The organism is Exiguobacterium sp. s16, from assembly GCF_018618115.1.
Classification (GTDB): Bacteria; Bacillota; Bacilli; order Exiguobacteriales; family Exiguobacteriaceae; genus Exiguobacterium; species Exiguobacterium mexicanum_A.
Genome location: NZ_JACSLM010000003.1, coordinates 206,305 through 229,207 on the forward strand (window position 1 = coordinate 206,305; position 22,903 = coordinate 229,207).

22 protein-coding genes are annotated in these 22,903 nt (G+C 53.8%); 18 read left to right on the plus strand and 4 right to left on the minus strand.

From position 1 onward, the window contains the following. On the plus strand, nt 1–369 hold the full coding sequence (locus KNP86_RS08050) for a Na-translocating system protein MpsC family protein (protein WP_034779329.1): 369 nt from the start codon (nt 1–3) through the stop codon (nt 367–369). 193 nt (nt 370–562) lie between these two features. Next, complete coding sequence (locus tag KNP86_RS08055; RefSeq protein ID WP_214753646.1) at nt 563–1,513, plus strand: sodium-dependent bicarbonate transport family permease; 951 nt, start codon at nt 563–565, stop codon at nt 1,511–1,513. A gap of 36 nt (nt 1,514–1,549) precedes the next feature. On the opposite strand, the gene KNP86_RS08060 is transcribed toward KNP86_RS08055, so the two are convergent. Then, entirely contained in the window at nt 1,550–2,302 is a 753-nt protein-coding gene (locus tag KNP86_RS08060; protein WP_034779320.1) for a homing endonuclease associated repeat-containing protein, read from the minus strand. Nucleotides 2,303–2,720: 418 nt separating this feature from the next. Between KNP86_RS08060 and KNP86_RS08065 the strand changes: the two genes are divergently transcribed. The 6 genes from KNP86_RS08065 to KNP86_RS08090 are packed head-to-tail and all read left to right on the plus strand — an operon-like array spanning nt 2,721 to nt 8,968. Next, nucleotides 2,721–4,640: a polysaccharide biosynthesis protein gene (locus KNP86_RS08065; RefSeq protein ID WP_214753648.1), complete on the plus strand. Its 1,920-nt coding sequence runs from the start codon at nt 2,721–2,723 to the stop codon at nt 4,638–4,640. 27 nt (nt 4,641–4,667) lie between these two features. Next, nucleotides 4,668–5,522: an NAD-dependent epimerase/dehydratase family protein gene (locus KNP86_RS08070; RefSeq protein WP_214753650.1), complete on the plus strand. Its 855-nt coding sequence runs from the start codon at nt 4,668–4,670 to the stop codon at nt 5,520–5,522. Further along, on the plus strand, nt 5,519–6,661 hold the full coding sequence (locus tag KNP86_RS08075) for a DegT/DnrJ/EryC1/StrS family aminotransferase (RefSeq protein WP_214711082.1): 1,143 nt from the start codon (nt 5,519–5,521) through the stop codon (nt 6,659–6,661). Before KNP86_RS08070 ends, KNP86_RS08075 begins: the two co-directional genes overlap by 4 nt. A gap of 12 nt (nt 6,662–6,673) precedes the next feature. Next, on the plus strand, nt 6,674–7,258 hold the full coding sequence (locus tag KNP86_RS08080) for a hypothetical protein (protein ID WP_034779310.1): 585 nt from the start codon (nt 6,674–6,676) through the stop codon (nt 7,256–7,258). A 19-nt stretch (nt 7,259–7,277) separates the two neighbouring features. Beyond that, entirely contained in the window at nt 7,278–8,279 is a 1,002-nt protein-coding gene (locus KNP86_RS08085) for a polysaccharide deacetylase family protein (RefSeq protein WP_214753652.1), read from the plus strand. 35 nt (nt 8,280–8,314) lie between these two features. Beyond that, the gene (locus tag KNP86_RS08090; protein ID WP_214753654.1) at nt 8,315–8,968 is read left to right on the plus strand and encodes a hypothetical protein; all 654 of its coding nucleotides are present in this window, start codon (nt 8,315–8,317) and stop codon (nt 8,966–8,968) included. A gap of 26 nt (nt 8,969–8,994) precedes the next feature. Here the strand turns inward: KNP86_RS08090 and KNP86_RS08095 are convergent, their stop codons facing one another. Together KNP86_RS08095 and KNP86_RS08100 are read right to left on the minus strand one after the other, a co-directional pair. Further along, complete coding sequence (locus KNP86_RS08095) at nt 8,995–9,759, minus strand: MerR family transcriptional regulator (RefSeq protein WP_214753656.1); 765 nt, start codon at nt 9,757–9,759, stop codon at nt 8,995–8,997. Nucleotides 9,760–9,806: 47 nt separating this feature from the next. Continuing rightward, the gene (locus tag KNP86_RS08100; protein ID WP_214753658.1) at nt 9,807–10,271 is read right to left on the minus strand and encodes a GNAT family N-acetyltransferase; all 465 of its coding nucleotides are present in this window, start codon (nt 10,269–10,271) and stop codon (nt 9,807–9,809) included. A 214-nt stretch (nt 10,272–10,485) separates the two neighbouring features. Between KNP86_RS08100 and KNP86_RS08105 the strand changes: the two genes are divergently transcribed. The 6 genes from KNP86_RS08105 to KNP86_RS08130 all read left to right on the plus strand — a co-directional run bounded on the left by KNP86_RS08105 (nt 10,486) and on the right by KNP86_RS08130 (nt 16,671). Then, the gene (locus KNP86_RS08105) at nt 10,486–12,195 is read left to right on the plus strand and encodes a glycoside hydrolase family 13 protein (protein WP_285800903.1); all 1,710 of its coding nucleotides are present in this window, start codon (nt 10,486–10,488) and stop codon (nt 12,193–12,195) included. 127 nt (nt 12,196–12,322) lie between these two features. After that, entirely contained in the window at nt 12,323–12,742 is a 420-nt protein-coding gene (locus KNP86_RS08110; protein WP_214753660.1) for a YwiB family protein, read from the plus strand. Next, a complete protein-coding gene (locus KNP86_RS08115; RefSeq protein ID WP_034779296.1) occupies nt 12,739–13,167 on the plus strand; it encodes a hypothetical protein in 429 nt (142 codons plus the stop codon). Before KNP86_RS08110 ends, KNP86_RS08115 begins: the two co-directional genes overlap by 4 nt. A 46-nt stretch (nt 13,168–13,213) precedes the next feature. Continuing rightward, nucleotides 13,214–13,729, plus strand: a complete 516-nt coding sequence (locus KNP86_RS08120) for a GNAT family N-acetyltransferase (protein ID WP_138858751.1) — start codon at nt 13,214–13,216, stop codon at nt 13,727–13,729. Between the two features lie 6 nt (nt 13,730–13,735). After that, complete coding sequence (locus KNP86_RS08125; RefSeq protein WP_214753662.1) at nt 13,736–14,452, plus strand: hypothetical protein; 717 nt, start codon at nt 13,736–13,738, stop codon at nt 14,450–14,452. An 89-nt stretch (nt 14,453–14,541) separates the two neighbouring features. Continuing rightward, a complete protein-coding gene (locus KNP86_RS08130; protein ID WP_214753664.1) occupies nt 14,542–16,671 on the plus strand; it encodes a (Fe-S)-binding protein in 2,130 nt (709 codons plus the stop codon). A gap of 41 nt (nt 16,672–16,712) precedes the next feature. Here the strand turns inward: KNP86_RS08130 and KNP86_RS08135 are convergent, their stop codons facing one another. Beyond that, nucleotides 16,713–18,011, minus strand: a complete 1,299-nt coding sequence (locus KNP86_RS08135) for a methyl-accepting chemotaxis protein (RefSeq protein ID WP_214753666.1) — start codon at nt 18,009–18,011, stop codon at nt 16,713–16,715. A gap of 339 nt (nt 18,012–18,350) precedes the next feature. Here KNP86_RS08135 and KNP86_RS08140 point away from each other — a divergent pair, with 339 nt between their 5' ends. The 4 genes from KNP86_RS08140 (at nt 18,351) to KNP86_RS08155 (ending at nt 22,875) form a co-directional block, all read left to right on the plus strand. Then, the gene (locus tag KNP86_RS08140; protein ID WP_251130462.1) at nt 18,351–19,517 is read left to right on the plus strand and encodes a hypothetical protein; all 1,167 of its coding nucleotides are present in this window, start codon (nt 18,351–18,353) and stop codon (nt 19,515–19,517) included. A gap of 80 nt (nt 19,518–19,597) precedes the next feature. After that, complete coding sequence (gene rpoE / locus KNP86_RS08145; RefSeq protein ID WP_021066088.1) at nt 19,598–20,077, plus strand: DNA-directed RNA polymerase subunit delta; 480 nt, start codon at nt 19,598–19,600, stop codon at nt 20,075–20,077. A gap of 235 nt (nt 20,078–20,312) precedes the next feature. Continuing rightward, the gene (locus KNP86_RS08150) at nt 20,313–21,908 is read left to right on the plus strand and encodes a CTP synthase (protein ID WP_034779284.1); all 1,596 of its coding nucleotides are present in this window, start codon (nt 20,313–20,315) and stop codon (nt 21,906–21,908) included. Nucleotides 21,909–22,044: 136 nt separating this feature from the next. Continuing rightward, the gene (locus tag KNP86_RS08155; RefSeq protein WP_034779281.1) at nt 22,045–22,875 is read left to right on the plus strand and encodes a TVP38/TMEM64 family protein; all 831 of its coding nucleotides are present in this window, start codon (nt 22,045–22,047) and stop codon (nt 22,873–22,875) included. The last annotated feature ends 28 nt before the right edge of the window (nt 22,876–22,903 follow it).

A 22,903-nucleotide genomic window follows, 5' to 3' on the forward strand; every position in this document is an offset into this window, starting at 1 on the left:
ATGCCGAAAAAAGGTCAGCTCGAAATGGAACTGAGTGCTCGCATCACCCAATGGGAGAAAGAGTATCTCGGGCGCGGCTCTTTGACGTGTAAAGCAGACCTGCTCCGCGACTTGGCCATCGTGACGCTTCAGGGCGTCTTGACCCCGGCCGAGTACGAACTGGCCGCCAAGTCGGCCGGTCGTGAGCAATTGAAGAAATATCGCAATAACCTCGTCGAATCAGGGCGAGCCCAACTCGAGGCGATTTTACATGACGTGCTCGGTCGGCGTCTCGTCTCGCTTCACACGGATATCAGCACGAAGACAGGGGAACGCCTCATCGTCTTTCGACTTGATGCACCATGGGATGGCGGGATTGACAAGCCGTGACGACATTTTTACACTAGAAGCAGAGACGGTTCAGGATTGGGAAGTGTCCGTGCGACATTCCCGTCGTCCTGTCCCGGAGCTGACGAACTAAATACCCGACAGTTGTCGGCTAGACGGAGCGAACGTGTTCGAGCCGTCGGCATGCAGCGCACACCTTTCTTTGGTGTGCGCTTTTGTCGTCCAGGAGGAAAAGATGGAACAATTGATGTTTTTATTGACGAGCGCCCCGGTGCTCCTATTCGTGACAGGTGTGATTGCCGCTCTCGGCAAATCGAATTTGAAGATTCCTGAGTCACTCAGCATCACGCTCAACCTATACTTACTGCTTGCCATCGGATTGAAAGGAGGGATGGGGCTCGCCTCGGTATCGATGGACGAGTCGGCGTTCCCGCTCGCCGTCACGCTCGTGCTTGGTCTCGTACTTCCGCTCGTCGCGTTCGGCCTTGGAGCGTTCTTGAAGTTCACGTTTCCGGAACGCATCGCCATGGCCGCGACGTTCGGCTCGGTCTCGCTCGTGACGTATGTCGCCGCGACGGCGCAGCTCGAACGTCTCGGCATCAGTTATGAGCCGTTCATGACAACGCTCGTCGTCGTCCTCGAAATTCCGGGTCTCGTCGTCGCGCTGTTGTTATACAATCAAAGCCGCGTCCTCGGCATCACGGCCGCACCGACCCAATCGCTCACCGTCATCCGTGACAGTCTGCTCTCGAAAAGCATCTTGCTGCTTTTGGCTGGTCTCATTGTCGGGCTGGTCACCCCGGATACGTCGGCATTAACCCCGTTTTTTGTCGATTTGTTCCCAGGCGTGTTGCTGTTGTTCTTGCTCAGCCTCGGCGTAAAGGTCGGTCATCAGCTGAAGACGCTACCGTCGTACGGGATGAAGTTTTTAGTCGTCGGGATGACGTTTCCGCTCGTCGGCGCGGCCATCGGTTTTCTCGCTGCCGGAATGGCTGGACTGTCTGATGGGGGAACGATTCTGCTTATGACGCTCGCGGCGAGCGGGTCGTACATCGCCGCACCGGCCATGCTCCAAGCATCGGTCCCGGAGGCGGAGCCGTCGTTTTATTTGACGCTCGCCCTCGCCGTCACGTTCCCGTTCAACTTGCTCATCGGCATCCCGCTATTCATTTCGATCGTCACTTGAACAAAAGCCCTGTCTCACGATGAGACAGGGCTTTTGTTATTGGGTGATCGTCTGTTCTTCCATGCATTTTAATGCGGCCGTCCAACTGCCGAAGAGGGCGTTGATGGTCGACGTGCTCGGCACGTTACGTCCCTCGGCCCATTTCCGGTAATGCAGAATACTGAAGTGTGACAATTCATGTTTCGCGACGCGGAGGGCTTCGATGACATCTTCTTCGTCCCATTTCCGTTTCGGCGGGGCGATGTCGAGGACGAACAAGGCGTAGCTCCAAGATCCATATTTCCGGGCGATCGTCGCGACTGTCGGATAACCGCGTTCTTGGGCCCAGATGGCGTAGTGCTGGGACGTAAGACGTTCGAGTTCTTCGGACGCTTCAATCAAGGCTTGGATGATGCGCTCTTCATTGTTTTTCGCGGCGGTCGTCTGAAGTTTCGCTTCCCGGAGCGCGTTCGACCAGGAGCCGAAACGACTGCTGATCAACGTGAGCGACGGGGAGCGTGTCACTTTCGACCATTCCCGATACGTTTGGCTCGTGAAGAGCGGTAACTCCTCGGCGGCTTGATTCAACGCGCGGAGGATGTCTTCATCCGAGTAGTAATGGAACGACATTTGGATTTGGGCAGCGGCGAGCGCCTCGCGCCAAGACCCGAACTGATGGATGACGGTGGAAAGGGACGGGACATTTTTGGTTTGCGACCATACACTATACCGTTTCGAATCGAGCTCGGCATGTTCTTGAGCAGCTAACTGCAACGCTTGTACGATTTGAGGGCGTGTCCATTTTTTCATCTTGGTGTCTCTCCTTTGGAGGGAGACGCAGCGAGCGTCTCGGAAGGTCTCTTGGTGTGAATGAACAGCATGTATTGGTTGAAGAGTCAACGAGCTAGTCAAAAAGGATGCTTACGATCGATTTCTACCTCCTTATGTGGCGTTTTAGCTAAGTTCAAAATAATGTAAACGATACCCAATTCGGGTTATATGTATTTCCATTTCCCGTTTGTCCGACAATTATTCATTATGTGAATGAAATCATGATAATAATTTCGTGAACTCCTTTTTCGCATCTATGTCGTTAATGAGAAAAAGCTCGTTTTATCTTTAAACTTGTTGAGGATAGTCGGGTAGTTTACTAGCATCGACGCATCTTTTGCGCATTCCAACCTACACCACGAACGAACAACTCAGACTCTTGGAGGTGCGAACTACCATGGCAACACTTGTGAACGTCTATCGGAAGAATCAACGCAATTTGCTCTTTTTATGTCTCGACATCTTGATCGTCTCGTTTGTATTGTACGCGACGTTTGAACTGATGTTCTCCACGATCACGTCGTACGCGGCACTCGAATCGAGCGAGATGTTGATGATGGTCGCCATTAAAATCGTCAGCTTCAGTCTCGTCGGGAGCGTCTTGAAGATTCATCGCATCGACTGGCGTTACGCTTCGGTCCATGAGATGAAACAAGTCGCCATCGCCTTACTGAGCAGTGACTTGGTGTTGTACGCCTACAACCAGTTCCACTTCGGGGCTGGCCTTGGGATGATCATCGCCGTACAAGGGTTGCTCGCATTCAACCTCATCTTGTTCACCCGCTTCTTAGCCCGCAACCATGTGTTTGACGTGTTCAAACCCCATTCGAACCATCCGGGACGAAAAGCACTCATCATCGGAGCCGGGGATTCCGGACAGTTGATTGTCCGCGAGTTGAAGGAGCATCGGACGACCGTCCTCTGCGTCGTCGGTCTGCTCGACGACAACCCGCAACTGCAGGCACTCTACGTCCACGGTGTCCCGGTCCTCGGGATGACGGACGATTTGGAACGCATCATTCAAGAACATGGTATCGAAGTGGTTATTTTGGCCATTCCAAGCTTGCCTTATACACGGCGTCTCGCCTTGCTGAAACGAATCGAGAAGACAGGAGCCGAATCCCACGCCTTGCCGATGATTTCGGAACTGGCGACCGGAAAAGTCTCCATCAACGAGATTCGCGAAGTGAAAATCGAGGATTTGCTAGGACGTGAGCCGGTCCAGTTGGACATATCTGGAATATCTCGCCATGTCGAAGGCGCGACTGTGCTCGTCACTGGCGCCGGTGGCTCAATCGGCTCGGAGTTGTGTCGCCAATTGATCAAATTCGCCCCGGCAGAAATCATTCTCCTCGGTCATGGGGAGAACAGCATTTACTTGATCGAGCGAGAGTTGCGTGGGCTCGGCACGGAGACGATTCTGCACCCGGTCATCGGGGATGTGCAAGACGAAGCTCGGCTCGAAGATGTGTTCCGTACGTACCAGCCGGACATCGTCTATCATGCCGCCGCTCATAAACATGTGCCGCTCATGGAAGACAATCCGCTCGAAGCCGTCAAAAACAATATTTACGGGACAAAACATATGGTCGATGTCGCGGCCCGGCATAACGTGAGCCGCTTCATCATGGTCTCGACCGACAAGGCGGTCAATCCGACGAACGTGATGGGCTCGACAAAACGAATCGCCGAGATGGTCGTCCAAGAGAAAGCCCGAACGAGCGAGACGATCTTCGCAGTCGTACGCTTCGGAAATGTCTTAGGCAGTCGCGGCTCGGTCGTACCGCTCTTTAAAGAACAGATTCTCCGGGGCGGACCGGTCACCGTTACCGATCCTGAGATGACCCGCTACTTCATGACCATCCCGGAAGCGAGTCGGCTTGTCATCCAAGCGAGCGTCTTGTCCAGAGGGGGAGAGATTTTCGTGCTCGACATGGGCGAGCCGGTCAAAATCATCGACTTGGCGAAGAAAATGATCGAGTTGAGCGGTTTTACGACCGAACAGATCGACATTGAAGTCACCGGCATTCGTCCGGGTGAGAAGTTATATGAAGAATTGCTCGCCGCGAGCGAACTCGGTCCAGAAGCGAACGTCTTCCCCAAAATCTTTGTCGGCCGGACCCGTCCCTTCACGACCGTCGCTTCCGTGCTGCACCTGATTGAGACGTTACGAGACGACCAAGAGGCCCTGACCTACCTGCTGCTCTTTATCGCCAATAGTGACGACCTCGACCGAGACATCGATCGTCTCTTTACACATGGCGTGAAGCGAATGCGTCCTCACATTGCCGGGACACGCCTCGCTGACGGAAATTGAAGGTCATAACGAGTGAAGAGGGGGAGAATGATGGTCGATCAAACGGTTCTTATTGTCGGGGTAGCCAGTTTCCAAGGGTTTCATATCGCACGTCGGCTATTGCAGGAAGGGTTTGATGTCGTCGGGATTGACGATGAAGGGCGGCACAAGACGCGAATCGCCAAACAACGTCTCTATGTCTTGACGCACCCGCAGTTTCAGTTGATTCGTACGACACTCGTCAACAAGACGGTCATACGCAGCATTTTGAAGCGACATGAACCGCGCCACATCATCTTATGTTCGACCCGTCGCCATAACGGAAGTGAAGAGCCGCTGGAACGTTACGAGTTGATGAAACGCTACATCGCCATCCAAACGAAACGGGTCCCGGTTGAATCGTTCATCACGTTCGACTTGCCTATAAAACAGGAAGACGGGGAACGTCCGGTGATCCATCTGTTCACAGAAGACGTCTTCGGCCCTTGGGACGATGCCTCGACGCTAGTGTCAAAGGCCATTGTCGCCGTCGACCGCGGTGTCCGACTCTCAGGGTATTACGCGACGGATATCATCAACGTCTCTTATATCGATGATGTCGTCGAATCGGTCGTCCGCTTGCTTCGCTTGATTCAAACCGGGATGTCGCCAGTCGGATATTTCCAAATCCCGGCCTCCGACTACGTGAACGTCCAAACGTTACTGTCCGACATCGGACATATCCTCAACAAATCGGCGAAGACGTCGTTGCCGATGCGCGAGTCGGTACTTCGGCAGTCGGCCGTCCCGACGCTCGACACGCTGATCGGCTTCAGCCCGAGCACATCGCTGTTTGAAGGACTCGAGCAAGTCGTCGATTGGTATATCTCGTATAAAACCATGATGAAGGAGGGCATCAAATGAACATCCTATTATCGAAGCCCCATATGTCGGGCCGTGAGATGGCCTACATCGAAGAGGCGTTCGCGAGCAATTGGATCGCCCCGCTTGGGCCAAACGTCAACGCGTTTGAGGCGGAAGTCGCCGCTTACGCAGACCATCCGTACGCCTTGGCGACAAGCTCAGGGACGGCTGCCCTCCATTTGGCGCTACTTACGCTCGGCGTCGGGACAGGGGACACGGTCTTCTGTCAGTCACTCACGTTCGTCGCATCGGTCAATCCAATCCGTTACGTCGGCGCCATTCCGGTCTTTATCGACTCGGAAACGACGACGTGGAATATGTCGCCAGACGCGCTTCGGAAAGCGCTCGTCCAAGCCGCGACGAAAGGGAAACTTCCGAAAGCGGTCATCGTCGTCCACCTATACGGCGTCGTCGCGAAAATCGGTGAGATTCGCCACATCTGTCGTGAGTTCGGTGTCCCATTGATCGAGGACGCGGCCGAATCACTCGGCTCGACGTGGCACGGGCAAATGACGGGAACCATTGGGGACATCGGGTTTTATTCGTTCAACGGCAATAAAATCATCACGACATCAGGCGGCGGCATGCTCATGGTGCCGAATGAGGAAACGAGACAGTTGGCGCTCAAGTTGGCCACGCAAGCTCGGGAAGACGCACCGCATTATGAGCACGAACAAGTCGGCTATAACTATCGATTGAGCAACGTCTCGGCCGGGATCGGTCGGGGACAGCTCGAAGTGATTGAGCAGCGCGTTCAAGCACGACGTCGCGTGTTCGCTCGCTATGAGCATATGTTCCGTCAGCTCGGGACGACGTATCAGCAAGAAGTCCCACACTCACGGGCCAATCGTTGGCTGACCGCCATGCAGTTGGATCAGACAGACTTGCACCGAGACACGGTGATGGAGCGACTCGCCAGTGCCGGCATCGAATCCCGTCCTGTCTGGAAACCGATGCATCTGCAACCGGTGTATCGCGATGCCGAATATGTGACGGTCGATGGAGAAGATGTCAGTCGGCGTCTGTTCGAGAATGGGATCTGCCTTCCATCGGGATCCGACTTGACCCTCGGGGAACAACAGCAAGTCATCCAGACCGTGCTCGATACGCGCTCGATCGTCACGGAACAAAGTGTCTGAGGAGGACGAACGATGAACCGGGAAGCAGAGATCATTCAAGCGCTTCGAGCCGCTGCATCTCTGACTCCGACCCTCACGGTTAAACAATATCAGCTCTGGAGCCGAGACCGGGACGTCCCGACATTTCTCGACGTTCTCAATTTTTACGGGTCATGGACCGGCGCCTTGAAAGCAGCCGGCCTCTTAGAAGCCCGAAAGCACTATACCCAACAAGAACTCGTTGCAGCGCTTCGGCTCGCACTTGAACAGGAAGGGAAGTTGACGAGCACCCATTACCAACAATGGGTCAAAGATCATCCCGGTCCTTCCCTAGGTGATATTATTTCCCATTTCGGGTCTTGGAGTCTGGCCGTGAAAACGGTAGAGCGTCTAGAGGAGCTCCATTTTACCGTCCAGCCAGAACGTGAAAAAGCAGAAATCGTCCAATCGTTGCTAGAAGCAAGTCGGGTCGTCGTGCCATTCAACGCGATCACCTATCAAAAATGGGCGAAACAACATAGACGACCAAGTGTCGCCAAAGTATCCCGTCGATACGGCTCCTGGAAACGGGCGCTCGCCGAACTAGAGCTTCGTGAGTCGTGTGAAGGAAAGAAGTGAAGACAGAGGAGGGGTCTCGATGAACGGAGCGTTTGTCATCTCACTAGATTTTGAATTGAACTGGGGCACGTTTGACGGTACGACGATTGAGGCGTATGGCGAGAATCTACTCGGGGTCCGGCAAGTCGTGCCGAGCTTGCTCGACTTGTTTGCCGCGCATCAGATTCATGCGACTTGGGCGACGGTCGGATTCCTGTTCTATGAGACGAAAGCAGAGCTATTGAAAGACTTGCCGACGATTCAACCGGCGTATCGGCATCCCGAATATTCTTCATACAATTGGATGCAGCACGTCGGGGCGGACGAGGCGGTCGACCCGTATCACTTCGGGAAATCACTCGTCGATCAAATCGCGGCGACGCCTGGTCAAACCATCGGGACGCATACGTATTGTCATCTATCTTGTTTAGAAGAAGGAGTGACCATCGAGGCGTTCAAGGCCGATCTCGAGGCGGCGAAGCGGGTGGCCGCACGTCGAGACTTACCCATTCAGAGCATCGTCTATCCGCGCAATCAATCGAGCCCGGCGCATTTCCAAGCGGCGCAAGAAGTCGGAATCGATGTCTATCGCGGCAATGAGACCCATTACATTTATCGGGCCGATGCGAGAGGGGATGAGGGATTAGGCCGACGGGCCCTTCGTCTGCTTGATGCCTACGTCAATTTGACGGGGCACCACACGGTCTCGTGGGCAGCCATTCGGCAATCATCTCCTTATAACGTCCCATCGAGCCGATTCCTTCGACCTTACGTGCCGGCGCTCCGACTCCTCGACCGACTCAAAGTGCGGCGCATCAAACGGAGCATGACGCATGCGGCCAAACGGGGGGAAGTATTCCATCTTTGGTGGCACCCGCACAACTTCGGCAAACATGTATCCGAAAACATGGCCTTGTTGGGTGAAATCATCGCCCATTATGAAACGTTGCATCAAACGTATCAATTTGAAAGTTTATCGATGGAAGAAGTGGCGGACCGTTGCCGCCCGGCCGTCGTCTCGACGCAGGAGCGACACGGATGAGAGGCGTTCGGAGGAAGGGAAAGGGGAGGGACAAAATGGGCCGACCGATCGTACTACTCATTGGAGAACACCGGACATCTGCCTACGTCTATCATGCGATCCGCAACTTAGGGGTGACCCATGTCATTCAGGAAGATGGACCGAGCGAGCATCGTCCGGAATCCATCAAGCATTGGCTGACGCATATATACGTCCGGCTGACGTCGCCTGTCATGCGCCTTTCGAGCCGGGCGCGGATCCGAGAACTGAAAGGTCGCTATCCATTGAACGATGAGCCAATTCCGTTCCACCACATTCTACGTGTCACCTCATTGAACGATACGAAGACGACGATGTGGCTCGATCGTCTCGACCCGCAGCTCATCGTCACCCATGAGACGGGGTCGATTGACCCGAGCGTCCTCGCCCGATTCGACTGTCCGGTATTGACGGTCGCACCGACGATGGCAGAAGGACAACTCCAAGCGTACTGGGCGTTCCGGGCCAAACCGGACGTCTGTGAGGCACGAATCGAACAGTGGACCGAGCGGGGCTGGTCCGTGGTCGACCGGGCCGTGCTCTACATCGGCGGGACGGATAATTTTGCCACGTATCCGTACTTGCAGCTCACGACGGCGCTCCCGCTCTTGAGACGTCAAATCGAGTTATTGCTAAAGGAAGATGTGTATGACCGTCGAACGGCAAAATAACGGCCAAAGCGCGATGCTTTGGCCGTTTAGCTTTGGGTGATGCAATAGTGTTGGATGGCGTCATTATAATAGACGGCCAGTCCAGGCGCGTACTTGTCATAGAACGCGGTGAAACGTTCGTCCATGACGTACATCTGCCCGAGTCCGCTGAACATGTCGAGCGAGCAGTCATAAAACTGGTCATTGATGAACAGGTGGTTCGCCCGGACGGCCGCTTGGACACGCGGGTCTTCGACCGGGACGCCGGCCATGAACAAGTCGACGAGCGGCTTGACGAGATCGACTTGTTGTTGACTGAGCGCTTCCCAGTCCTCTTTCGATCGCTTGTCGGCGCGCGCACGTGACGTCTTGTACGCCTCGCTCTCGCCCCAACGTTCTTCTGTCTCCGCCTCGTGCTTCGCTTCATGGGCTTTCAGTTCGTCAAACGATAATCCCTTGAACAACGATTTGTCTTCCATTGGAATTCCTCCTCTCAGTGAGGTGAGCGTCGATTCCGCCGTCTCGGCGAGTGTCGCAAAATAGGCGGCTTTCGCGCGCAGGGCGGTCACTTGCTCTTCGAGGGCACGGGTCCGATCGAACGGTTCGGCTTCGAGTAAGCCTTGAATCGTCTCGAGCGGGAAGTCGAGCGAACGATACAGCAGAATCGTCTGCAACCGCTCGGCATCATGCGACGAGTAGCGCCGATAGCCGTTGACGTCACGTTCCGGGACGAGCAGACCGACGGCGTCATAATGACGCAACGTCCTTGTGGTCGTGCCAGAGAGTGTCGCGAGTTGTTGAATCGTGTACATGTCCTCACCTCCTTGAAGTCAGCGTACACGTTGACGTCGCGTCAAGGTCAAGCCTCTTTTTCGAACAAAGAGAATCCATCTCGTTCGCCGACATAATTGAAGCCGAAGCGGGGATAATAGGCGTTCAAGAAGTGATTCGTGGCGACGCAGTCGAGGCGAACTCGATCCGACGTCGCTGCAAGCGCATAACGCATCAACTGTTCACCGACTTGTCGGCCTTTCATCCGGTCATCGACGACGAGGCGATGTAAATAGACGGCCGCGTCAGGATCGTCCCACAAGTTTTCGTCCCAAGACGTCGGTGGGATCAAGCTGACCGACCCGGCGATGTCTCCGTTCACTTCGTATACATAGACGGTTCCGTTCGTGACGTCATGGGTCACAAAATCGGTCCGACTCGGCTCTAAATATTTTTGCCATTGCGTTTTTCCAGCGGCCCGAAACGATTGCGCTTTCGTTAAAATCAGTTGATCGATTGCCGAGAGATCGGCCTGTGTGGCCAAACGGATCATGTAAGTCGCCTCACTTTCATTTCATTTCAAATTCGTGTAGGGTACACGATGAGTAAGCTGTTGAAAACATCTTTGTGTCGTGGAATGATTTTTGGTAAGATAAACTTACTGTAATCGTGCAAACGATTGCGCTAACGAGATAAAGAGACAACAGCACTGATATTAGTATATAGGATGCGCAGTGAGTTTAGGGACAAGGGAGTATCATTGACACATGCAACTTTTACAACGTGACCAACACACACAAACGAAAACACTGAAACGAAACTGGTGGAAAGAAGCTGTCGCTTATCAAATCTACCCGCGCAGTTTTTATGATGCGAACGGGGACGGGATTGGCGATATTCAAGGCATCATCGACAAACTCGATTACTTGAAAGACCTCGGCGTCGACGTCATCTGGATTTGTCCGATGTACAAATCGCCGAATGATGACAACGGCTATGACATTAGCGACTATCAAGCCATCATGGACGAGTTCGGGACGATGGAAGATTTCGACCGTCTGTTGACGGAAGTCCATGCGCGCGGCATGAAATTGCTGTTAGACCTCGTCGTCAACCATACGTCGGATGAGCACCCATGGTTCATCGAATCGAAGAGCTCGAAAGACAATCCGAAGCGTGACTGGTACATTTGGCGTGACGGCAAACCCGACGGCTCGAAACCGAACAACTGGGAGTCAATTTTTGGCGGGTCGGCTTGGGAGTTTGACGAGACGACGGAACAATACTTCTTGCACGTCTTCTCGAAGAAACAGCCGGACCTGAACTGGGAGAACGCGGAGATGCGCCAGACGGTGTACAACATGATCAACTGGTGGCTCGACAAGGGGATTGACGGTTTCCGTGTCGATGCAATCAGCCACATCCGCAAACACCCGTCGTTCGGCGACTTGCCGAACCCGGAAGGCCTCGACTTCGTGCCATCGTTCGAGATGCATATGAACGTCGACGGGATTCACGGTTATTTAGAAGAACTTCGCGACGAGACGTTCAACAAGCACGACATCATGACGGTCGGCGAAGCGAACGGCGTCTCGCCTGACGATGCCCACCTTTGGGTCGGCGAGAAGGAAGGCAAGATGAACATGGTGTTCCAATTCGAACACATGGGTCTCTGGCGTGAAGACGCCGAGTCGAAGCTCGACGTCGTCCACTTGAAGAACGTCCTCACGAAATGGCAAAAAGGCCTCGAAGCGGACGGCTGGAACGCCCTTTACGTCGAGAACCATGACCAAACGCGGACCGTGTCATCATGGGGTGATGACGAGCGCTATTGGAAAGAAAGCGCCAAGTCGATTGCGATGATGTATTTCCTCATGCAAGGGACGCCGTTCATCTATCAAGGCCAAGAGATCGGCATGACGAACGTGAAGTTCGACTCGATTGACCAGTACGATGATATCGCGACGCGCAACCGGTATTACATCGGTCTCGAGAACGGCAAGAGCCATGACGAGATGATGGACATCACGTGGAACTCGTCACGTGATAACACGCGCACACCAATGCAGTGGAGCGACGCCCCGAACGCGGGCTTCACGTTCGCGGAGACGCCGTGGTTCGGCATCAACCCGAACTACACGGACATCAACGTCGGCGCCCAGCTCGAAGACGACGACTCGATTCTCAACTTCTATAAAGAGATGATTCGTCTTCGCAAGCAAGATGAGACATTCGTCTATGGGACGTATGACATCGTCTTGCCGGAGCACCCAGAGATTTACGCGTACACACGCACGCTCGGTGACTCGCAATACCTCGTCATGACGAATTTGACAGGGAAAGAAGCCATCTTTGCGACGGAGATCACGCTTCGCTCAGAAGACGTCGTCTTGAAAAACATGCCGCTCGAGCCGCATGACGAGACGACACTGCTTCATTTGAAGCCGTTCGAAGGTCGCGTCTATAAGCTAAGTTGATTCAAAGACAGGGGGAACCCTGTCTTTTTTGTAGTGTGAACGGTCCGCGAACCGGGAAAGAAAAAGTTACCGATTCCGGACCGTTCGCGAGATATGGTACGATGGGACAGCGGAAAGGGGAATCACCATGGCAATTGAACCGAAACGCGTACGTGTGCGCCAAAAGACAATGATCAGTGAAATCGAGGAGCCGATTGAGCTGCAAGCCGACGGGCTCTATTATGAATTGAAGACCGGCTTCGTCTTGACGTTCGATCAAGAACGAGAAGACGGCGTCGTGCCGACAACGATCAAATATACGACGGGCCGGCTCGCGCTCATCTGTAAAGGACCGATTGAGATGAATCATTCCTTTATTGAAGGGCGCTTGACCCAAAGCCTATATAAAAACCCATACATGTCGATGACGATGGCGACGACGACGGAGCGGCTCGATGTCGCGGACGGACGTTGTCGCTTCGCCTACGAGTTGTCGATGAACGATGACTTGGCAGGTAACTATGTAGTCGACGTCACGTGGACGTTTGAAGGAGGAGAGTTCGCATGAATTTTGCAGAACGCGTGAGAAAGATTGAAGAGATGTTGAACGAGGATTGGTTCGAGATGCTTGAGACGAATGAGGACGAATATGAAGAGTGGCGCGGCCGCCTCGAGGACCACGCCGAACAGGTCGTCGGGCACTACGATAACGAGACCGGCGTCGATATGGACTCGGTCGATAAATTGCTCCAATTGAACGATGAGTTCCCGCTTCTTTATGGGGAAGACACGGTCCGGCTCTATATTGCCTTGATTGAAGCGCGACCGGAAGATAGATCGGTATACGACCGCTACATCGACTACTTGGCGGCCATCGGTGACGCGACGCATGAAGAATTTTTACGGTTCCATACGCTCGTCGAAGCGGGCCGTCTTGACGAGGCACGTGAGCTCGCCCCGCAGATGCCAAAACGATTAGGACTCGAAGATTAAGGCCGCTTTGCGGTCTTTTCTATACATAAAAATAGGGGGAAGCGTTATGTTGCGACTAGTGAAGACATCTATGGAGCAGGAAGCGAACGTGCTCGATTTTTTAAAGGAATGGCGGGAACGCTCCGAAACGATCGTCCCGAACGCCGTCGACCGTGACGCGTCCGACTTTGCGTCGTACGTTAAACAGATTCGTGATAAAGAAGTACGGGTGAACAACGTCAGTTGGGTACCGAGCACGACGTATTGGCTGACGGATGGGGACGAGTTGCTCGGGGCGACGAATATCCGTCACGAATTGAATGACAACCTCCTCAACTTAGGGGGACATATCGGGTACGGCATCAAGCCGAGTGCCCGCGGACGTGGTCTCGCTACGAAACAGCTCGAGCTCGCACTCGAGAAAGCGAAAGAACTCGGGATCGAGCGGGCGTTGATTACGTGCGACCGGACGAACGAAGCGTCACGCCGAGTCATTTTGAACAATGGCGGCGTGCCGGACACGCCGTTCACAGCGGAAGGCGGAAAAATTGTCGAGCGGTTTTGGATTGAACTGAAGGGGTGACATGAGATGGCGAACTGGATCGTGGTCTATTTAGCGCTCATCAATTTTTTCGGGATTTATCTGTTTCCGCGAGACCGGGTGCCGTCTCAAAAATGGTTCTCGTTTTCGAGCGGGATCGCCATCACATACTTTTTCATGTATCTCTTGCCGTCCTTGAACAAGCGGCAAGACACGCTTCAAGTGGATTGGCTCGACCTGGCCTTGCCGTCGGAGATTTATGTCATCAGCCTGCTCGGTTTCACCGTCTTTTACGGGACGATGCGTGTCGTCCGGACGCCCCATTTCAAAGACGAGACGATTGACCAGAACGTGTCGTACTGGCTCCAAGTGACGCTGTTGACGGCATATATGTCGTTCTCGGCTTACGTCGTCACGGCATCATCCGTCACGTTCGTCGCACGCAGCTTCTACGCGACGGCGCTCGGCGTCCACTTCCTCGCCGTCGGCCACGACTTGTATCGCCATTACGGGGAACGGTACATCCGGCAAGGGCGTTATTTGTTGAGCGGCGGGATTCTTGCCGGCGGTTTCTTCTCCCGCTTTATCGACCTCGCCTCGCACGTCGAGGCCATCTTGTTCGCGTTCGTCGCCGGGGCGATGATTCTGAACATCGTCAAGTTCGAGCTCCCGGCCGACCGCAACCTTCACTTCCGGACGTTCGTCCTCGCCGTCGTCGGGTATGGCGGTATCCTCTTATTCTTAAAACATGTGCTCAATTTTTGACCCTTCCAATAAAATGAATGACTGTTCATTCATTGTTTGATATACTGAACTCAAGATTGAATCCGTTTTCATAAGGGGGAGTTTTGGGGATGTCTACATTTTTAATCGTCAACTGGATTCTATTCTTGCTCGTCCTCGGCTATGGACTATATTTGTTCGCATCGTTGGTGTACCAGCGCTATACGTTCATCAAGCTCGGGAAAAAGGCAGAGTGGAGCCAAACGAATAAGGAACGGCTTGAGCAGGTCATGATCAACGTGTTCGGGCAAAAGAAATTGTTGAAAGACAAGAAGAGCGGCATCATTCACGTCATGATGTTCTATGGGTTCATCCTCGTCCAGTTCGGGGCCATCGACTTCATCTGGAAAGGACTTGCCGTCGGGACGCGTTTCCCGCACATCCCGCTCGGTCCGCTCTATCCGATTTTCACGTTCATGCAAGAAATCGTCATGCTCATGATTCTCGTCGCGGTCGTTTGGGGATTCTACCGTCGTTACGTCGAGAAACTCGTGCGCTTAAAACGAAACTTTCTGGCCGGTCTCGCCCTCATCTTCATCGGTGGGTTGATGGTATCGGTCTTGTTCGGGAACGGGTTCTACCTCGTCTATAAAGAAGAACTCCCGATGTGGGGCGAACCGGTCGCGACACTCATCGGTTCGGCGTTCGCTTGGGTACCGGGAGGGGTCGCCTTCGCCTTGTTCGTCGTCTTCTGGTGGCTTCACCTCTTGTTCTTGCTCAGCTTCATGATCTATATCCCGCAAGGCAAGCACGCCCATTTGATTGCCGGGACGCTCAACGTCTGGCTCGGACGGACGCACCAAGTCGGTCGTCTCGCACCGGTCGACTTCTCAGCGATGGAAGAGGCGGAGGAGTCGGATGAAGAAATCGTCTTCGGCGTCAATAAAATCGAAGACTTCAACCAAAAACAACTCGTTGACTTGTATGCCTGTGTCGAATGCGGACGCTGTACGAACGTCTGCCCGGCGACCGGGACTGGTAAAATGTTGTCGCCGATGGACCTCATCGTCAAACTGCGCGACCACATGAACATGAAAGGAGCCGCCATCACGCGTAAATCGCCGTGGGCACCGGCGCTCATGTTCCAAAACACGCAAGGGGCCGAGATTGCGGCCGCGGCTCAAGACGGGCATATGCTCGTCGCCGACGAGTTGATTGGCAACGTCATCACCGAAGAAGAGATTTGGGCATGTACGACATGTCGCAACTGCGAGGACCAATGCCCGGTCATGAACGAGCACGTCGACAAGATCATCGACCTTCGCCGTTACCTCGTCATGATGGAAGGCAAGATGGATCCTGAGGCGCAGCGTACGGTCGCGAACATCGAACGTCAAGGCAATCCGTGGGGGATGAACCGGAAAGAGCGCGAGAACTGGCGCAAAGACCGGGAAGAACTTGTCATCCCGACAGCGAAAGAGAAGAAGAAGGCCGGTGAAGAGTTCGAATTCCTCTTCTGGGTCGGGGCGATGGGCTCATACGATAGCCGCAGCCAAAAAGTCGCGCAAAGCTTTGCGAGCGTCTTGAACAAGGCCGGCGTCTCGTTCGCCATCCTCGGGAACGAAGAGAAGAACTCAGGGGACACGCCGCGCCGCATCGGGAACGAGCTGTTGTTCCAAGAGCTTGCCGAAGCGAACATCAAGCTGTTCGAGAAGTATGGGGTCACGAAAATCGTCACGGTCGACCCGCACGCGTACAACACGTTCAAAAACGAGTATCCGGACTTCGGGCTCACGGGTGTGAAAGTGTATCACCATACCGAGCTCCTCGCCGAGCTGCTCGATACGGGCCGGGTCAAACCGGACTTCTCCGTGAACGAGCGGGTCGTCTATCACGACTCGTGCTACCTCGGGCGCTATAACGGCATTTACGACGCCCCACGTTTCGTCTTGGAACGCATCCCGGGTGTCGAACTCGTCGAGGCGGAGCGGAACCGTGAGAACGGCATGTGCTGCGGCGCCGGCGGCGGTCTCATGTGGCAAGAAGAGAAAGTCGGGACGCGCGTCAACGTGGCCCGGACCGAGCAGCTGCTCGAGACGAAGCCGACCGTCATCGGCTCGGCTTGTCCGTACTGCTTGACGATGCTCTCGGACGGGACGAAAGCGAAAGAAGTCGATGAGACGGTCGGCACGTTCGACGTCGTCGAATTGCTTGATCGCTCCCTCGCTCCGATCGAAGTAGCAGAACCACTCGTTCAATAAAAAAACAAGGCACGGTCCGCGGACCGTGCCTTGTTTTGTCGTCAGTGCATTTCGGACGTAGCTAGTAAAGAAGACGTCAAGTGCGATAAGCCTTGCGTCGTCTCGTTGATGGCTGAGATCGTCTCGACCATTTGGCCGAGGTCTTGCTTGTTTCGTTCGAACGACAGGACGTAATTGCCCATCTCGTCTTTGACGGTCGAGAAGCCTGCTTTGACGGCACCGAGTTGACGCATCGCCTCGTCGTTCGTCCGATGCATCTGTCCCATTTGGTCGAGCAGGGCGGCGATGTTCGTCTCGTTCTCATGGATGAGGACGTTGATTTGACTGCTCAGCTGCTTGGCGTTCTCGGCGAGCGTGCGCACCTCGGTGGCGACGACGGCGAAGCCTTTACCGTGCTCACCGGCCCGGGCCGCTTCAATCGATGCGTTCAAGGCGAGCAAGTTCGTCTGATTGGCGATCTGTTCGATGCTCCGGGTCATGCTGACGATGTCTTGTGAACCGTCCTTGAGGGCGGTGATCCGTTCGAGCGAGGCATCGACGTACGTCGCCGATTGCTTGAACTCGGTCTCCATCTGTTCGATTTGTTCGCCATTCGTATGCGTCAAGTTCATCAAGTGGCGGCTCATCTTCTCCGTCTGTTCGGTCTCGGACAAGACTTGATGGGCCCGCTTGCTCGTCTCGGACATGGCATGGCCGGTCTGTTCCATCGTCGTCGCGACTTCTGTGCTGACGCGGCTCACGTCATGAAGTAGCGTTGCCCGAGCGACGTTCGCCGATTCGATTTCATCGAGGCGGGCGTCGACATATTGTTCGGTGACGATTTGAGCGTCCAAGTTCATCGCGTGAGACAAAGCGAGGAGCGACTCAGTCATCGTGGCCGGGTCGTGTTGATACGCCTCGACGATTTTGGGGATGAGCAACGTGTTGAAGGCGGAATACGTCGCGAGGAACCAGACGACCGGTACCGAGAAGTGATGATGCGTTTGTCCCATCCGCTTGCGCATGGCGAGGAACTTGTCATCGATCTTTCCGGTCAACAGGCTACGGAAGTAGTCGGCGAACACTTTTTTCAGACGTTCACGCGTCGATGAGGCGTTGGCGAGTTGGACCATCTCGGGTTGCAACATCAAGTGGTCGAGCACGTTTTCAAGGACATCGTCTAACACGGACTCGACGAGCGGGGCCATGTTTTGAAGTTGTTTCACTTGCGACGCCGTATAACCCATATAATGGGTGCGTCCGTTCAAATTCGGGTCATTTGGTTGCGCGATCGTCGCCACATCGGGAAAGCCGATCGACGCGGCGTAGGCGGCAGGTTTTGCTTTACGGAACAGTGCCATGATTCATTCTCCTTTTTCTCATACAGCTAAAATAGCGTTCTCCTTTATATCGGCAAACATGTGAAAAAACTGAGAAATCGATGTGCGATGAAGCTGGTTGTTTTCGTGTTAGAAGCGGGAAAGAGAAGAAAGAGAGATGGGTTCGGCCACTTTTGAGAAATGAGGTGTTCCGTTTGAAGAACACGGTCGTGTTATTGACGATTGTCAGCGCTCTCAGCAGTCAAATTTTGCCCCAAATCCTATTTTTATCGCTCATGGCAGTGGAAGAAGGCTCAGGACGATTAATCCCGTTCATGATTTTTTATGTAGCGAGTATGTCGGGGCTATTGCTATGGGTGTATGTCATCGGTGTATGTCATCGGTCGGCTTGGCTCGAAACGGACATTCTTGTTGGCATTATCCGTCTTGGTGACCGGACTCATCTGCTTTTTGTTGCCGTTTGGCTGGGCCATCGAATTGAGCGCCTTTCTTGTCGGTGTCGGATCGATCGGTGTCGGGTCGATTATGACGACGATTCTGTCACAGCTAAGCGAATTGTCGGCACCAAAACAACTGTCAGATGAGAAAGGGAGTTCGCTCCCGCTCGTACTCGCTCTCGTTGCCTGGATCATCGTTTTCTCTTATGTGTTGAGTCGATCATATGACGAGGCTGTCATCCTCTTCCTCATCAGTCTGATCCTGTCGTGGCTGTTCGTGAGAAAATTGCCGCTCGAGAAAACGGCGACGTGGACGTGGGCGACCGGGAAGTTCGTGCTTGCCTTCATCACCGTCACCGTGTTCACGTTGGTGAGCCGTCTCCTCAGCCTGTTGGAAGGGGCGAGCGGGTACGTGGAAATCTTTTTATTGATGATTATTCTGCTCGGGTACGTCGGATGGGTATTGTTCCAGGAGCGGACGAGAACGTACGTCAGTGCGACCAAAACACGGCAAGTCCAGTTGCTCGCGTTCGTCGTCGGATTGTTCGGCGGGTGGACGTTGATTGGCGCCGTATTCGTCAGTCTGGCCCTATATTCGTTTCAAGTGCTCTTGTTCTATGTGTTCATGCCGTTCTTGGCGGGCGTCATCGGCTGGATATTATTGAACCGTGTGTTCGATGTGGCGCGTCATCCGTACTACGTCCTGCTCGTCACGTCATTGGTATTCTTCCTCGGTTTCTTGGAGCCGCTCGTGTTCATCCCGGTCCTGTTTGTGAGTGGGTACGTCCAGACGATGTATGCGAGTGCGGGTCACGTCTATCTATATGCATCGTATGGGGACAATAAAGAGTTTGCCTCGTTGCTGCTGCAGCTATGGAAACGATTCGGGATGGTCGTCGCGTATTCCGCGCTTATGGTTGGATTGCTCGGCTACGGCCTATATACTGGCCAGTCCGTCAATGCAGAGTTGTCCTTCAAAGTCCCACGCGATTGGATGCTCGGGGTGCTCGGTTTGACGTGGATCTTCAACGTTGGATTGATTACGCTCTATTGGTTAAGCATCCAAAAAACCGTTGAAACTTCAAAATAATTTCCTCTAGCTTTTTCATATCGGTTTTGTTTATAATGAGGAGTGATGTTTAACTAGTGACGGAAAAGGAGTGTCCTTTAATGAATAAATCGTTGATCGATTTCGTTTACGAAATTCTTCAAAAGACTGGCGAGCAACCAGTGTCATTTGATGAGATCCGTGAGCTGATCAGACAAAACTATACGTTCGCAAGTGAAGAGGAAGAGCTCGAGAAAATCGCGCAACTCTACACGGACATGAACATCGACGGACTATTCGTCAACTTGGGAGCTAACCGTTGGGCGCTTCGTGTTTGGTATCCGTTCGATAAGTCAGACGAAGATCTCGTCATCGAAGCACGCCAACGCGGTGAGCTCGATGAGTTCGAAGAAGAGATCGATGAGACAGATGAAGGCATCGTCGACATTGAAGACGACCTTGACGTCTTTGCAAAAGGTGAAGATTTTGACGCATCTGAGTTCGATGCCGAGGATGAAGCCGAAAAAGTGGAAGGCCTTGACGAGTTCGAGGACGAAGACTTGGACGACGACCTCGACCTTGAAGACGAGGATGATTTATAAGAGACCGCAAAAAGCCGGGCATTTGTCCCGGCTAGGCGTGTCTCTTTTTCTTTTTTGATAGTTGAAAAAAAGAAAAAATAATGACTTGACGACTGCATCGTCTCTGACGTAAATTAGTCATGGGCTAGTTTAGCACGTAACGATGCAGCAAAAGTGTCCTCCATTTCAGTGGGGGCACTTTTGCTTTTTTTGTTTTTTCGTTTCCCGTTGTGGCATTCAAGAGAGGAGAATGATGATGACAAAGTATATTTTCGTAACAGGTGGGGTAGTATCTTCACTCGGTAAAGGGATCACAGCCGCTTCGCTCGCACGTCTACTCAAAAACCGAGGTTTGAACGTGACGATTCAAAAGTTTGACCCATATATCAATATCGACCCAGGGACGATGAGCCCGTACCAGCACGGCGAGGTGTTCGTTACAGATGACGGCGCCGAGACGGACCTTGACCTCGGTCACTACGAGCGCTTCATCGACATCAACTTGTCGCAAAACGCCAACGTGACGTCAGGTCGCATCTACTCGACGGTCTTGAAAAAAGAACGCCGTGGCGATTATAACGGGGGTACGGTCCAAGTCATCCCGCACATCACGAACGAGATTAAAGACCGCGTCTTCCGCGCCGGTCGCGAGACGAATGCAGATGTCGTCATCACAGAGATTGGTGGAACAGTCGGGGACATCGAGTCGCTTCCGTTCATTGAGGCCATTCGTCAAGTGAAGAACGACATCGGCAAAGAGAACGTCATGTACGTCCACTGTACGCTCGTCCCTTACCTTCGTGCTGCCGGTGAGATGAAGACGAAACCGACGCAACACAGCGTCAAAGAGCTTCGCAGTTACGGGATTCAACCGGATATCATCGTCCTCCGTACCGAGCACGACATCCCGGAAGATATGCGTGAAAAGATCGCCTTGTTCTGTGACACGCGCAAAGAAGCGGTCATCGAGGCACAAGACGCATCAACCCTTTATGAAGTACCGCTCAACCTTCAAAAACAAGGGATGGACCAACTCGTCAACGACTACTTCGGCTTCAACACGCCAGCTGCGGATATGACGGCTTGGAAAGAACTCGTCCATACGGTCACGCACCTCGAGAAGAAAGTGAAAATCGCCCTCGTCGGGAAATACGTTGAACTTCGTGACGCGTACATCTCGGTCGCGGAATCGCTCAAACACGCCGGTTACGCCTTCAACGCGGACATCGATATCGATTGGGTCAACGCAGAAGACGTGACGGCGGAAAACGTCGAGACGATTCTCGGGGATGCTGATGGGATTCTCGTCCCAGGCGGATTCGGAGAACGCGGAATCGAAGGGAAAATCGAAGCGACACGTTATGCCCGTGAGAACAACGTCCCATTCTTCGGGATTTGTCTCGGCATGCAGCTTGCGACGGTCGAGTTCGCCCGCAACGTCTTGAAGCTCGATGGCGCCCATTCGGCGGAGATCGATCCGACGACGGACTACCCGATCATCGACCTTCTCCCAGAGCAAAAAGATATCGAGGACCTCGGCGGCACGCTCCGTCTCGGCCTTTATCCATGTAAGCTCGAGCCAGGTACGAAAGCACATGCGGCGTACAATCAAGAGCTCGTCTACGAGCGCCATCGTCACCGTTACGAGTTCAACAACGAGTACCGTGAGGCGTTCGAGGCGGAAGGGTTCAAGTTCTCAGGAACGAGCCCGGACGGCCGTCTCGTCGAAATCATCGAGATTCCAGAGCACAAGTGGTTCGTCGCGTCGCAGTTCCATCCAGAACTCATTTCGCGTCCGGAGCGTCCACAACGCTTGTTCCACGATTTCATCCAAGCTTCACTCGGCGAGTGAGTGTCAGGTCACAGTCTCATCAGACTGTGGCCTTTTTTCTCGGGCAAAAGGCTGATACATTCCGTAGCCCCAGATGGATACATCGAGGCAGGAATCCGGGTACACTAAGAGTAGAACGGGGAGAGGGCGATGCGACATGCAGAAACGAATGATGGTGTATATCGGATACGGAGGCGCGCTCGTCGCGCTCAGCCTGTTGCCGTTCGTCGTCTTGCCGACGCTATTGCTCCCTTATCAACTTGGATGGACCGGGATCGTGTTGCTCGCACTGTCGATCGGTCTATTGCGATCGATTCGTGAAGGGTCGAATACGTACTTGAAACAGATGCTCAAAGTCACGTTCACGTTGTTCCTATTGTTCGTCTTCGTGTATTACGTCTCGTTCGGTCTTGTTTTATACGATTCTTACGGGCTCGAGCGGCTGCTCGAACAGTACGAGGACCAGGCGATGTGGTTGTTCGCCGCCTTCAGCTTCCTGCAACCGATCGCGCTCCCGGTCCCGGAGGCGGTCAGTGTCCCGATCGGCAGTGTCGCCCTTGGGCCGCTCCGAGCGGCCTTGATCGGAAGCGTCGCGACGACGCTCGGTATTCTCGTCATGTACGGACTTGCCCGGTTCGGACGAGAACGAATCATGCGTCTCATCGATGCTGACAAGCTCGCGACGTATGACCGGTATGTGGACAAATATGGTCTCGGTGTCTTACTTGTCTTGTTCATCATTCCAATCTTGCCTGACGAGATCATTTGTCTCGCGGCCGGGTTCAGCCGAGTACCGTTCCCTCGATTCGCGTTGATTGCGATTGGGGCGAAGCTCGTCACGTCGTTCGGTCTCGCCTATTCGGTCTCGCTCGGCGAATTGTTCATCACCGGTGCGAGTCCGTTCGCCATCGTCTCGGTGACGGCGAGTCTCTTGCTCGTCATCTTGGCGCTCGTCTGGCGAAAGCGGAAAAAAGGGAATTCGAACTGATTCCTTGAAAGAGTATAGCAGCACTGAT

Excerpts from the sequence above, each read along its gene's own strand:
- KNP86_RS08125 (WP_214753662.1), top strand. The coding sequence starts at position 13,736 with ATGGCGAACTGGATCGTGGTCTATTTAGCGCTCATCAATTTTTTCGGG.
- KNP86_RS08130 (WP_214753664.1), top strand. The coding sequence starts at position 14,542 with ATGTCTACATTTTTAATCGTCAACTGGATTCTATTCTTGCTCGTCCTC.
- KNP86_RS08115 (WP_034779296.1), top strand. The coding sequence starts at position 12,739 with ATGAATTTTGCAGAACGCGTGAGAAAGATTGAAGAGATGTTGAACGAG.
- rpoE (WP_021066088.1), top strand. The coding sequence starts at position 19,598 with ATGAATAAATCGTTGATCGATTTCGTTTACGAAATTCTTCAAAAGACT.
- KNP86_RS08150 (WP_034779284.1), top strand. The coding sequence starts at position 20,313 with ATGACAAAGTATATTTTCGTAACAGGTGGGGTAGTATCTTCACTCGGT.
- KNP86_RS08135 (WP_214753666.1), bottom strand. The coding sequence starts at position 18,011 with ATGGCACTGTTCCGTAAAGCAAAACCTGCCGCCTACGCCGCGTCGATC.
- KNP86_RS08090 (WP_214753654.1), top strand. The coding sequence starts at position 8,315 with ATGGGCCGACCGATCGTACTACTCATTGGAGAACACCGGACATCTGCC.
- KNP86_RS08105 (WP_285800903.1), top strand. The coding sequence starts at position 10,486 with ATGCAACTTTTACAACGTGACCAACACACACAAACGAAAACACTGAAA.
- KNP86_RS08085 (WP_214753652.1), top strand. The coding sequence starts at position 7,278 with ATGAACGGAGCGTTTGTCATCTCACTAGATTTTGAATTGAACTGGGGC.
- KNP86_RS08070 (WP_214753650.1), top strand. The coding sequence starts at position 4,668 with ATGATGGTCGATCAAACGGTTCTTATTGTCGGGGTAGCCAGTTTCCAA.
- KNP86_RS08080 (WP_034779310.1), top strand. The coding sequence starts at position 6,674 with ATGAACCGGGAAGCAGAGATCATTCAAGCGCTTCGAGCCGCTGCATCT.
- KNP86_RS08100 (WP_214753658.1), bottom strand. The coding sequence starts at position 10,271 with ATGATCCGTTTGGCCACACAGGCCGATCTCTCGGCAATCGATCAACTG.
- KNP86_RS08060 (WP_034779320.1), bottom strand. The coding sequence starts at position 2,302 with ATGAAAAAATGGACACGCCCTCAAATCGTACAAGCGTTGCAGTTAGCT.
- KNP86_RS08140 (WP_251130462.1), top strand. The coding sequence starts at position 18,351 with ATGTCATCGGTGTATGTCATCGGTCGGCTTGGCTCGAAACGGACATTC.
- KNP86_RS08110 (WP_214753660.1), top strand. The coding sequence starts at position 12,323 with ATGGCAATTGAACCGAAACGCGTACGTGTGCGCCAAAAGACAATGATC.
- KNP86_RS08065 (WP_214753648.1), top strand. The coding sequence starts at position 2,721 with ATGGCAACACTTGTGAACGTCTATCGGAAGAATCAACGCAATTTGCTC.
- KNP86_RS08050 (WP_034779329.1), top strand. The coding sequence starts at position 1 with ATGCCGAAAAAAGGTCAGCTCGAAATGGAACTGAGTGCTCGCATCACC.
- KNP86_RS08155 (WP_034779281.1), top strand. The coding sequence starts at position 22,045 with ATGCAGAAACGAATGATGGTGTATATCGGATACGGAGGCGCGCTCGTC.
- KNP86_RS08075 (WP_214711082.1), top strand. The coding sequence starts at position 5,519 with ATGAACATCCTATTATCGAAGCCCCATATGTCGGGCCGTGAGATGGCC.
- KNP86_RS08095 (WP_214753656.1), bottom strand. The coding sequence starts at position 9,759 with ATGTACACGATTCAACAACTCGCGACACTCTCTGGCACGACCACAAGG.
- KNP86_RS08120 (WP_138858751.1), top strand. The coding sequence starts at position 13,214 with ATGTTGCGACTAGTGAAGACATCTATGGAGCAGGAAGCGAACGTGCTC.
- KNP86_RS08055 (WP_214753646.1), top strand. The coding sequence starts at position 563 with ATGGAACAATTGATGTTTTTATTGACGAGCGCCCCGGTGCTCCTATTC.